The organism is Vibrio clamense (genome assembly GCF_050337905.1).
Lineage (GTDB): Bacteria > Pseudomonadota > Gammaproteobacteria > Enterobacterales > Vibrionaceae > Vibrio > Vibrio cortegadensis.
Window position 1 is genome coordinate 1 of record NZ_JAKJTJ010000039.1, and the last position, 11,936, is coordinate 11,936.

General features: G+C 39.2%; 14 protein-coding genes. All 14 read left to right on the plus strand.

What is annotated here, in order from left to right; all coding sequences use genetic code 11:
• The coding region (locus tag L4C39_RS19130; RefSeq protein WP_489686403.1) for a GNAT family protein at nucleotides 1-176 on the plus strand (176 nt) is incomplete at its 5' end.
• A 147-nt stretch (nucleotides 177-323) separates the two neighbouring features.
• Nucleotides 324-1,625 (plus strand): hypothetical protein, encoded by a 1,302-nt coding sequence (locus L4C39_RS19135; RefSeq protein ID WP_429747490.1) that lies wholly within the window; start codon nucleotides 324-326, stop codon nucleotides 1,623-1,625.
• 195 nt (nucleotides 1,626-1,820) lie between these two features.
• Entirely contained in the window at nucleotides 1,821-2,567 is a 747-nt protein-coding gene (locus L4C39_RS19140) for a hypothetical protein (RefSeq protein WP_429747492.1), read from the plus strand.
• A gap of 931 nt (nucleotides 2,568-3,498) precedes the next feature.
• Entirely contained in the window at nucleotides 3,499-4,002 is a 504-nt protein-coding gene (gene def / locus L4C39_RS19145; protein WP_429747494.1) for a peptide deformylase, read from the plus strand.
• A gap of 147 nt (nucleotides 4,003-4,149) precedes the next feature.
• Nucleotides 4,150-4,914, plus strand: a complete 765-nt coding sequence (locus L4C39_RS19150) for a hypothetical protein (RefSeq protein WP_372094116.1) — start codon at nucleotides 4,150-4,152, stop codon at nucleotides 4,912-4,914.
• Nucleotides 4,915-5,058: 144 nt separating this feature from the next.
• Nucleotides 5,059-5,799 carry a DUF4241 domain-containing protein gene (locus tag L4C39_RS19155; RefSeq protein WP_136995831.1) on the plus strand — a complete coding sequence of 247 codons (741 nt, stop codon included), beginning with the start codon at nucleotides 5,059-5,061 and terminating at the stop codon, nucleotides 5,797-5,799.
• A gap of 719 nt (nucleotides 5,800-6,518) precedes the next feature.
• Nucleotides 6,519-6,950: a hypothetical protein gene (locus L4C39_RS19160; protein WP_429747497.1), complete on the plus strand. Its 432-nt coding sequence runs from the start codon at nucleotides 6,519-6,521 to the stop codon at nucleotides 6,948-6,950.
• 147 nt (nucleotides 6,951-7,097) lie between these two features.
• The gene (locus L4C39_RS19165; protein ID WP_429747498.1) at nucleotides 7,098-7,511 is read left to right on the plus strand and encodes a GNAT family N-acetyltransferase; all 414 of its coding nucleotides are present in this window, start codon (nucleotides 7,098-7,100) and stop codon (nucleotides 7,509-7,511) included.
• 162 nt (nucleotides 7,512-7,673) lie between these two features.
• Nucleotides 7,674-7,955, plus strand: a complete 282-nt coding sequence (locus tag L4C39_RS19170; protein ID WP_171757579.1) for a hypothetical protein — start codon at nucleotides 7,674-7,676, stop codon at nucleotides 7,953-7,955.
• A gap of 184 nt (nucleotides 7,956-8,139) precedes the next feature.
• A complete protein-coding gene (locus L4C39_RS19175; RefSeq protein WP_429747501.1) occupies nucleotides 8,140-8,832 on the plus strand; it encodes a hypothetical protein in 693 nt (230 codons plus the stop codon).
• Nucleotides 8,833-8,992: 160 nt separating this feature from the next.
• Nucleotides 8,993-9,637, plus strand: a complete 645-nt coding sequence (locus L4C39_RS19180) for a hypothetical protein (RefSeq protein ID WP_113795339.1) — start codon at nucleotides 8,993-8,995, stop codon at nucleotides 9,635-9,637.
• Between the two features lie 720 nt (nucleotides 9,638-10,357).
• Entirely contained in the window at nucleotides 10,358-10,894 is a 537-nt protein-coding gene (locus L4C39_RS19185; RefSeq protein WP_429747503.1) for a ClbS/DfsB family four-helix bundle protein, read from the plus strand.
• Nucleotides 10,895-11,045: 151 nt separating this feature from the next.
• Complete coding sequence (locus tag L4C39_RS19190) at nucleotides 11,046-11,516, plus strand: GNAT family N-acetyltransferase (protein ID WP_429747505.1); 471 nt, start codon at nucleotides 11,046-11,048, stop codon at nucleotides 11,514-11,516.
• A 135-nt stretch (nucleotides 11,517-11,651) separates the two neighbouring features.
• Nucleotides 11,652-11,936: hypothetical protein (locus L4C39_RS19195; RefSeq protein ID WP_429747507.1), on the plus strand; the 285-nt coding region annotated here is incomplete at its 3' end.

Here is an 11,936-nt window from a genome sequence, read left to right on the forward strand (position 1 = left end):
TTGGTAAGCAATTATTAAGTCATGCCAAAGCTCAAAGGGCGATCTTGAGCCTTTCCGTATACAAGGAAAATCAGGCTAGTTATCAGTTCTATTTGTCTCAAGGTTTTGCAGTCGTAAGTGAGCAACTGGACGAGCATACGGGACACCCAGAGTACACAATGAGTTCGGGCACATAACAAGGCGTTTAAGACGGATTCACAACGCTTGGCGACTTCAGTTCAAGTTAGCTTAAGTGTTTAAGGTACAATGGTTTAGGTTTGGTGGTTGGCGTTGTTCACCACTTAACGCGGCGTTAGGGCTCTGAATTATAACAGGTAATATCTATGGAACTATTTGAACAAGAAGAATTTTACGAGTGTGCAACTCGCTTTTCTGTTGCTGAAAGCCCTTTAGATGTAGCTACTTCATGGTTAGCTTTAAAAGGAAAATTCCAAGAGCTCAGTGGGGTGATACACCTAGATGATTACGACAGGGTTGTTTTACCTGAATGTATTAGAAAGTACACCAAAGAACCTTTTGATTATCTAGTTCCATACTTTAAGTCGGAGCGCCTGTACTTCATAGATGATGATATGCTTGAAGCTATCTTCCACAAAGGAAAAGTGTATTTTCCTATTGATTATACGGTTATGTTCGATACTAATATTGCTTCTTATATCAATAGGTTAGTTCGAGGTGAGTCTATAGGCAACGTTCAAGGCGAATTTTTGAGATTAGTTGATGAATTACTAAGAGATGATTTGAATTTTGACTTTCTATTTTACTTGGTTGAGAACATTAAAACTATCATGAAAAAAGCAGATTTTGCCTCTAAGAGTAAACTAGGCTTCTGGCTAAGTTTAGACAAGAGCTTTCGTGAAAACCTATGCAGCTTACACCTCTTTGCAAGTATTGATTGCCAAGAATATAAGAAAACACTAAACCCGAAGTTCACCGTTTCACATAGGCAAGCTGTCCGTAATGCAATAAACGCAGCATATGGATTTTATTTTGAAAATAAGCATACATTAGATGATTTTATGTTGCTCCAGAGAAATCTACTTTTAAATTTGATAGGTATGGTGCGTGTTCAGGAGGAGTCAAATAAAAACGAAAGAAATAAAATGAAAGTCTACCTTCAATTTATGCATGAGAGCGTAGGTATGTATATGGATCGTGAAGCAATAATAGCCCATAAATATTTCTCATCGAGAAATAACTTACCAATTCTCAAGGAGGTGCATAAACGCTGCGAAACACATAAATTGCTAAAAAAGTTAGACAATATTGCGTGGGACATGGCAGCTCCGAGAATTATGGAACAATTAATACCTTTAGGAATGGGTAGCGATGGACATTACTTTGTGCCAATGTTTCTTTCGTTTGATAAAAATTTAAAGAAAATGCTAAAAATGCATCCAATTAAAGGGGCGATTTATAATAGAGATACCTCTGATATCGTGCCATTCCCGGATGTGAATAGCGGTGAATATTTCACCGAAAACAAACTTGAGAAAGAAATTAATTGGATCTGCAGTGAAGAGCTTAAACTCGAGCGTAGAAAGCGACCGCGTCATACTCGTGGGACAGTCCATAAATCTATTATCAAAGAATATAAAAAATTACTGGTGGCACTCAAGCCCTAACAAACGCTTTAAGACGGATTCGCAACGCGTGGCATTTTTACCATGCGTTGAGTTTAGTGATTATGGTGGTGTGCGGAAACATCGTATTGCGTTGCTCACCACTTAAGCGGGCGTTATATTGATACCATATATTATTCCTCATGTTTGATATAATCGACACAGCAATCTGATCGTGACTAAACTATGCAATCAATTATGAATAAAGAAATTAAGCAGATATTTAAGCTAGATGAAAAGAGATTAGGTGGTTTTGTTTGTGTTTTAGTGCCTAAATTCGATCTCATTGGGAAGAAGTCATCGTCCAAGTATACCTTTAAGAATCAGGACGGAACGAGCGTTGTCGGAAAATCAATGAGAGATATTTTGAATGGTAATAATACTATTTTGAACCCTGTGGTACGAGTAGAGGTCGAGTATTTTAATATTGGTAATGAACTGTCTCATCATGCAAAAGTCACTTTTGATAAACGAAGTAATCGTATAGAAATATGTGTAAATTCGGACGATTCTGAATTCGCGAAAGAGGTATTTAGTGGTTTAGAAGAGCAAGTTCTAAGAATAAAACATGTAGATACAATTTATAGGCTTAGTAAACTAGCTAAGTTTGCTGCTTTATCATTACCCGCGTCCATAGCATGTTATTTATTCTTGGAGTCTTCTGATGGGGTTGGTGTGTTTTTAACCTATTTATCAAAAGATTTCATGCTGTCTCAGGTACAAGGAACTAAGTTTTACATTTTTAGTGGCTCGTTGCTTTTTGTTTTATATTCGATAGTTAGTTTATTGAGAACATCTGTAGGATCTTTATTCCTATGGGGGGATCAAATAGATGAACTTGAACAGATACATATCAAGAGAAGTCTGTGGACTAATGTTTGCCTTGGTTCGTTAGCTGCAGGTCTGGTGGTTAGCGCTCTTTCTTATGTGTTAACAACAATATAACAAAGCGTTTAAGGCGGATTCCCAACGTTTGGCATTTTGGTTTTATTCAGCTTTAGTGTTTACGGCACAATAGTTTAGGCAAGGTGGTTGCGTTGCTCACCACTTAACGCGGCGTTATAGTTTTCGGCGGCTTAGTCATAAACCGCCATTCTCAGCCTATTTCGTGATAGTTAGTGATTTGGGGCTGACAAGACTAGGTGCGGTCTTGGGCATTGTGCAACTAACTCGCAACTTATACCCTTTGTTGAGATATTGCTCAATTTTCTCATAAGATTCCACGTATAAGTAGTCTTTCTCAAACCTTGTTTTACTCACAACATACTTTCCGTTTTCATGTTTGTGAGGTTTTTGGATTGCATCTGCATTCTTGCCACTTTTGGTCACGTAACTGATATCCAAATTTTTTTCCTTATTTCGAGTGAAAAATATATATAGCCGTTTAATTAGTCCTGTTAATTTACTCATATAAGCTGCTCTCTAGCATTTCTGCTAGCTTTTCATCTCTAACAACTTTGAAGTCTGTAGAAAAGTTTATCCCAAGACTTGTTTGGTTATGCCTACGCTGTGGTTGAATTTTTATTGTTGCAATTACCTCGTTATTTTTATTAATGAGGTGAAGTGATTGCCCTTCTTTGCGAGAAATTGATAGCATATAAGTTTCACTAGGTTTGTTTCAAAGAGTGTATATGGTAATAGTCGATTCGAGGTGTTTCAATAATAATATAAGCATTGAAAATCAATGGCTTATATCAAAATGCATTATTAGCAGACAAAATAAACTATAACAAAGCGTTTAAGAGGGATTCCCAACGCTTGGCATTTTCGGCTTTCATCAATTTAAGTGGTTATGTCACAATGGTTTAGGTAGGGTGGTTTGCGTTGCTCACCCCTTAACGCGGCGTTATGAGCTTCCAAGAATTAGAAGGAAAATATGGCAGTTTTAGAAATTCTGACTGCACCGGATCCAAGGCTTAAGGTCAAAGCGGAAAAGGTGCAAGATATTACGTTGGTACAAACATTAATAGACGATATGTTGGAAACGCTATATGCGACTGACAATGGTATCGGTTTGGCGTCGACTCAAGTTGGTCGTAAAGAGGCAGTTGTTATTATCGACCTTTCAGAAAGTCGAGATGAGCCGCTAATTTTGGTTAACCCAGAAGTGATTAATGGCTCGGATAAAGCAATGGGTCAAGAAGGTTGTTTATCAGTTCCTGAGTACTATGCAGATGTAGAGCGTTTTACTTCAGTTGTTGTGTCTGCTTTAGATCGCGAAGGTAAACCAATTACCATCGCAAGTGATGAGTTTCTAGCCATCGTAATGCAACACGAAATAGATCATTTATCGGGTAACTTGTTTATCGACTATCTTTCACCACTTAAGCGTCAAATGGCTATGAAGAAGGTCAAAAAGTACGTCAAAGCGCACTCTTAACCCCGCTCATAACAAACTGTTCAAGAGGGATTCGCAACGCGTGGCATTTTCACTATGCGTTGGTTTAAGTGTTTAAGGTGGTATGCGGCGGCTTTGGTATTGCGTTGCTCACCCCTTAACAGGGCGTTAGTTTTAAAGGAGAATTTAGTGAAAGTTGATAAGTCAGTAGTACCAGTCTTTATCAAAACAGATGTCCCTAAGCGCGTGGTTCAAATTGGAACTGCCGTGTTCGTCGACTTGAATAATCGCCCATTTCTTTTTACTGCCGCACACGTGACTGATGATATGGTAAATGGAACTTTACTGGTGCCGACTGCGGACGGATTGAGTGAAATTGATGGCTATACTGCATTTGTTGATCTGCCCCCAGAAATTCGTCGTTCTGATGACACTGTGGACATGGCATATATTCGCTTGTCCTCCGAATTTGCTTGCAAACTCTGCTATCACTTTTTGCCTCTCCCACAAACAAAATCTCAGTTACTAGAGTCGTCCGAAGAATTAGGTGTTGTTTCCGTTGTTGGCTACCCTGCGAGCAAATCGAAAAAGAAACCTGATGGGTACAAATCCGAACTTTACTATTTTAGAGGTGTTGCAGCTCAAAAGTCAGTTTATGATTCGTTAAAACTTTGCCCGACGACTAGCTCAATCATACATTTTAACTATAAACAGACTATCAACCCGCAAACTAACGAACGTACAACACCCCCAAGCCCAAATGGAATGAGCGGTGGTGCAGTTTTTGCGTGGCCAGTCGGGTATGAAACTTCCAAAGATTGGACCGTCCCTAAGTTAGTTGGTGTATTCCATACATATAAAAAGAAAGAGGGACTAATGATTGGTAGTAACCTCATTAATTTTCTAGGGGCTACTGTTCTTGGTGAAATGAAAGGGTTTGGTGGAGTCATTTAAAACTAACAAAGCGTTCAAGACGGATTCCCAACGCTCGGCATTTTCAGCTTACTTTAGGTTAAGTGATTATGTCACAATGGTTTAGGTAAGGTGGTTGGCGTTGCTCACCACTTAACGCGGCGTTAGGCAAAACAAGGAGGTTTGATGCAATATCCAAATGGGAGTAAGTGGTCAGCACTAAAGTCTGAGGTTATTTGTGATGGTGATGACAAGGTTGAGCTAAGTACTATTCCTTGTGGGAAGTTAAAACTACCCTCAGGGAAATTGATCGTATGTGATCCTTTTACGGGATTGAGTAAGTCAAATAACATATTTATTCAAATCATACCTGGTGAATATGAGGTAATTGTTACTCTTGCCGATGTAAGCCCTAATTTAGATGGGAGCCATGTTCGTGAAGCTTATGCTAGCTTAATTATTGATGCCAATGCTAGTGAGAATTCGAGAAAGCTGCTTGAACTCTCACTGAGTGGGGAACCATCTAATCGACCTCTGAACTCTGGTGAGTTTTTCGGATATGGTGTTGATGCTGGTACTTCATGTTTTGCTGATGCAGAAACAATTGAACAGGATATGCCAGTGCAAGAATCATGGTATGAAGGTTTATTTGAAAATAGTGATAGTAATTGCTGGTTCGACCAAATGGATGATGAAAAATTAATTAGAAATGGAATCGCAAATATCCTATTGCCTAAGGATAATGGGAATAATCTAATACTTTTCCATTCAGGTTGGGGCGATGGGTTTTATCCTGTAGTAGGCAGTTATGATTTAAATGGTGTTCTTATAGCCGTTCACACGGATTTCTTTGTTGTGCAGTCGCCAGAAGATGACGAAGAAACAAATAGTTCAATTAAAAAACCATGGTGGAAGTTTTGGGCATAGCTATAGCTTTGCCTAACAAAGCGTTTAAGACGGATTCACAACGCTCGGTGGCTTCAGTTCAAAGATATGCATCAGTGTTTATGGCATAATGTCTTGAGTGTAGTGGTCGCGCTGTTCACCACTTAACGCGGCGTTAGTTTGCAATAGTAGAAAAGCGTTTATGGTCAAAAAGCTTAGTCCTGTTTCTGTGCTTTACACCTGCTCGTTTTTCGAAAGTTGTGCAACCAAATCTCATCGCGCGTAGGTTGTTTTTCAACTCTGTGAGTTCAACGTTATTCATTTCACCACATCAGTAATTTTGGTCGCTTAGTGTGTCTCGCGCTGTTTCTTTTTCTTGGTGAGTCGGTCGCAGAAAAGTCGGTTCGTTGAACTTGGTTGTCAGGTTGGTCGAATGAATCCTTTGTCAGCAAAGATGCTTCAAATCGTGGTTGTTTATCGCATGTCGTTTCTTAGCCAAACTCGTTTTGTTGGTTGGGTTTGAGTTCCGTAGTTTTCAGTTTTACATTGGCTTTCAAAACCAGTAATTTTGTTACTAATTCAGCACCTTGGTGCTAAACTTTGGCTTCATCATGTAAGCAAACTAACAAAGCGTTTAAGACAGATTCCCAACGCCCGGCACTTTCGATTCAAGTCAGTTTTGGTGTTTACGGTGCAATGGTTTAGGTTGGGCGGCAGGCGTTGCTCACTACTTAACGCGGCGTTATAAGCAATAGGTCAATATGAAGAATATCGAATTATTTAATTTAGGTGTAGCTAGCATTTTGGGTCGATGTTACGAATCATTTCCAGTGCCTATTGAGGTAAGTTCTGGAAGTATTGCGACAGAGGTAGAAAGGAAGATCACTGGTCATCCATGGGCGTTAGTGGATAGTTATAGTGAAGAACAAAAAATTGCTGATAGTACAATTTCATGGTTGATTGATTCTGGTTATATAAAAGGTGAAAGAAAGGAAAGAATTGATGCCTATGATAATGTGGTTTTAACTCCGATGGGCCTTATTGCTCTAAACTCTATGCCAGAGTCATTAAAAGAGCCCTCAATCACTATAGGAGATAAACTTATTAATTTTTCAGGTGATTGCGCGATTTCAGTACTTTCTGATTTAGCAAAGGTAGCAATTGGCGAAGGTGCCAAATTATTAATGGGATAAATTGCTTCTAACAAACAATTTAAGAGTGACTCCCAACGCGTGGCGAGTTTACTCCGGTTTGAATTTTGTGTTTACGGTGCAATGGTTTAGTTTGGTGTTATAGCGTTGTCGCACCTTAATTGGGCGTTAGTCGCCATGAGGATTACAATGGAATTTGATCTAGATTTAGATCCGACAGAAGAAAATATCAATGAAATACGCAATGGTCTTGTTGAGCACAATTCTCCATTTTTAGCAGGTATTGACCGTAGAAAAGTGGCTTATTATGCGATTGATGACGAGAAAAAAGTTGCAGGTATTACTGCCGAAATTTTTGGAAGTTGGCTTTTAATAAACTTCCTGTGGGTTGATAAGACTATTCGCGGTCAAGGAACTGGAAGTGAATTGATGGCTAAGCTTGAGAATTATGCAGAGTCACAGGGCTGTCATTCATCAATGGTGGATACATTTAGCTTTCAAGCAAAGCCGTTTTATGAAAAATTAGGTTATGAGTGTCAAATGACACTTGATAATTATCCTATTTCGCATTCTCGTTACTTCTTTACGAAGACGATGAAATAGGCGACTAACAAACAATTTAAGAGTGACTCCCAACGCGTGGCGAGTTTACTTCGATTTGAATTTTATGTTTACGGCGCAATGGTTTAGCTTGGTGTTATAGCGTTGTCGCACCTTAATTGGGCGTTATATTTTTTTCAGTTTCAGTGTTTACAAGGATTTAATATGAATTTGGATAAAGCTAAGAAACGTATCGCGAAACAGGTCAAAAAAGGMTTTAAAGGTTACCCTCAAATCACATTATCTTACTTCGGTGAAAGGTCTGACTTTGCAAATGAAGTGGTTGTTCAGTTTCTTCTTGGCGAGGAATCAGAGGTTCAAGAAGAGCGTTTTTCAAGTGAAACTGATGCTAGAGAAAATGAGGTTATTCAATCTGCCTTGGTTAAAATTATCGAACGAGCCAATGCGAATTCAGTTATTGAAATTGAGGGTGTATCAATTCGTTAGTTTCGTATTTACCTGACTTTAACTGATTGATACGAAATGAAAAATCTAACAAACAATTTAAGAGTGACTCCTAACGCTTGCCGATTTCACTCCGGTTTGAAATTTGTGTTTACGGTGCAATGGTTTAGTCTCGGTTTTCTAGCGTTGTCGCACCTTAATTGGGCGTTAGGTTTACGGAGGGTAAATGATAGAGTTACAAGCATACGGTAGCAATGAAAGAATGTTGCCACAAATACAACAAGTAACAAGTTTATTATATCGTGAAGCTTTTAATACTCGGCAGCATGAAAATCTTAAGTTTCTGTTGAATCATGGGGCTCGTGATATTTCTCATGCTTATGAAATGATGAATGAGTTTTTTACAACAGGGACGTTGCAACTTGGCAGAGCAGTTAAAGTAATTACATTGTTTAATGGTACGGATCATTATGCTCAGTTGTTTGGAACAACAAATTTTGATGTTTTTAGCGTGTATCATCTCAATTTATGCTCTCTTCTTGCCCTTAAAGAGCTATTTGAATCAGGTATGGAATACAAAGATATCAAAGCTGAACCAGCTAAAATGAAAGGTGCTGTTTTTGCAAAACGAAAGGAGTTCCTACCAAAACCAGTGAAGAAATGGAGAAATAAAGTGGCAGCCCATTATGCTGCCGCAGATCCAAAGAGTGGTGATAATGTCGCAACTTTAATGCAATCGTTAAGTGTACTTCCTGCCTATAATTCGCCTTATTATACAGTTGCGGGGACTTCATTTGATTTTGATGGTAAAAGTTCTCAACTTGAAGAGTGGGCTTTAACAAAAGTATATGATGATTTAGCTTTGAAATTACCATCAATGAGTAAGTTACCTCCACTGCTTGAGAGTATTGCCAAATAAAAACCTAACAAACAATTTAAGAGTGACTCCTAACGCTTGCCGATTTCACTTCGATTTGAAATTTGTGTTTACGGTGCAATGGTTTAGCTTGGGTGTTATAGCGTTGTCGCACCTTAATTGGGCGTTAGGCTTTTAGGCGTAAAAATATGTTTGAGATATCATGAAGATTACGATCAATATTGAAACAATAAAATTATTCATTCCCTTACTCGCAGGTATGTTATCAGCGGTTATTGCGGGGTTTTCTCTTACCTCGTTGGACTCTAGTAAGCCCAAAATTGTTGATAGCTACCCTGACTTCGAAAAAGCGGTAACATATTTATTGAAAGGTGGAGAACAGTTTGAGATTAAAGACGTATCACTAATATTAGAAGCAATACAGCCCCCAAGTGATGTGAATCAACACAAGTTGATCTTACGAAATTACCTTTTGAAATTGAACTATAAAATACTCTCGGATACATCAAATTTAATCGTTCAGGACAGCGAAAAAATATTGTGGAGCTCAAAGGTTCAAGATGTAATTAGCAAGCTTGATGAAAATAGTCCTTACCAAAATCTTGACCCGCTGGAAGCCAGTATTTTTCAAGATATCGCAGCTCTTACTGATAATGTAGAGATAGAACGAAAGTTGAAGCAACTTTCTGGTTTAGTACAGGTACGATTTGAAGAACTAGAGCAGAGCAAATTGGAGGCAAGGTGGTCACTGATATTTGGCATTGCGGGTGTAGTTGTTGGCTTGGTCTCAATTATGCTTGGTATTTTTCCCTTATTTAGAAGCGAAGCTAAAGGGGAGCATGCCTAACAAAGCGTTTAAGACGGATTCCCAACGCTCGGCATTTTGGGTTTACTTCAGGTTAAGTGTTTACGGCACAATACTTTAGGTGCCGTGTTATGCGTTGCTCACCACTTAACGCGGCGTTATATTGCATAAGATTCAAAGGGTTAAATTATCCGTTTATCTTTGTTCTGCGTACGAGCTACACACCTGTTCGTCTCGTGAAAAATGCCATCAAAATGACCATCGCACGTAGAATGTTTGTCGGTTAATTAGCTGCAACGTCACGCAAGTCTCCTCGTTAGTAAGTTTTGCTGGCTCAAGTTCATTTTGCGTGGCTTCTTTTTCGTGGGGACTTCATTGAAATTTGTGGGTTCAGCGCACTTTGCTGTCAGGTTTGTCGCTCGAATTCTTTGTAATTTAGACTAATCGAATGACTCCAATTTCAACTCATTTCGCTTCTTAGCCAAGTGCACTTTATTGTCTATGGTTGAGTTTCGAACTATCCGTTTTACTTCTGAGTTCAGAACCAGTAGATTTGTAACCAATTCAGCACCTTGGCGCTAAACTTGGCTCTGTCGTGCGGGCAATATAACAAACAATTTAAGAGTGACTCCCAACGCGTGGCGGTTTCACTCCGAATTGAAATTTGTGTTTACGGTGTAGTGGTTTAGTCTGGGTGTTATAGCGTTGTCGCACCTTAATTGGGCGTTAGTGCTTATCTATAGACGATGAACGGAGTTTGTTATGGCAAGACCGAAGACTAAGGAAGAGTTAATTCATCAAGCTGATGAGAGTTTTACAAAGCTATTTCGGTATATCGATTCAATGCCTGAAAGTGTGTTAAATACTGAGTTTGATTTTTCCAGTGACAAGGGTAAAAAGGAATTACATTGGGCCCGCGACCGAAACCTTCGAGATGTATTGATACATCTGTACGAATGGCATCAGTTGTTAATGAAATGGGTTAATTCAAACATGGTGGGACAGAAGGCCAGTTTTCTTCCTGAACCATACAATTGGAAAACATACGGCCAAATGAACATTGAATTTTGGCAAAAGCACCAAGAAACAGAGTTGTCGGCAGCAAAGCAATTGGTACAGGAAAGTCATAAAGCGTCGCTCGAGTTAGCTAATAGTTTTACTAATGAGGCACTTTTCACTAAACAGTATTTCGATTGGACCGGCACAACAACGTTAGGAAGTTACAGTGTATCTGCGATGCCAAGTCACTATGATTGGGCGTTAAAAAAGCTCCGGGCTCACGCAAAAATGCATTCGTAAAAAGTACGCACTAACAAACAATTTAAGAGTGACTCTCAACGCGTGGCGAGTTTACTCCGGTTTGAATTTTGTGTTTACGGTGTAATGGTTTAGCTTGGGTGTTATAGCGTTGTCGCACCTTAATTGGGCGTTAGCTGCTTGGAGAAAATTTATGGTTCGTGAAGCCCAAATCAAAGATTCAGATGTATTGGTTAGCCTTTTCATATCCGAGAATGAGCACAACTCAGACTTAGCTCCAGATGTTGTTCGCAAAACTGAAGATGTACTAAATAAGACTGAGCTTCAAGACATTCTATCTGATAAGAGTCAGTTACTTATTGTTCGCGAGCACGATGGAAAGGTAGTCGGAGCTTTATTGGGGAATCTCACTGACGTTAAAGAGCGTCGCTGGACGCAATCACGAACGTATGGGTATGTTGAAGAGTTAATCGTTTCTAGCGAAGCTCGAAAGCTGGGTGTAGCTACAGGGCTAGTTTCTTACTTTTCTGAGTGGGCTAGTGCTCTTGGCGCTAGTTCAGTTGAGCTGCATGTTTGGTCAAATAACACAGGAGCTATCGGTTTTTATACTAGCGCCGGGTTCGAATCAAAACAGAACCTGCTCTCCAAAAAGCTACGCAGCTAACAAAGCGTTTAAGACGGATTCCCAACGCTTGGCATTTTCGGTTTGCTTTGAATTTAGTGTTTACGGCACAATGGTTTAGGTAGGGTGGTAGCGTTGCTCACCACTTAACGCGGCGTTAGGTATCAGGTGATAAAATTGAATATTGATAACATTAAAATGCTACCAAACATAATCACAGAAACAAGTGATTTAGAAAGTCAATTCAAGGATTTGTTTGGGTCATCGGAAGCTAGTAATGCTAAAAGTGTTATTTATTTTTTCCGTTCAGTTCGTCCTGTTCCTAGGTTAAGAGGTGAGTCAGATATTCTATATATTGGCAAAACTAAACAATCTATTAAAGGTAGATATCTTCAGTACGCAAAGCATTTAGCGACAGGTTCTAGTGGTTGTTTTTATCGCTATATTATCGATAACTATGGT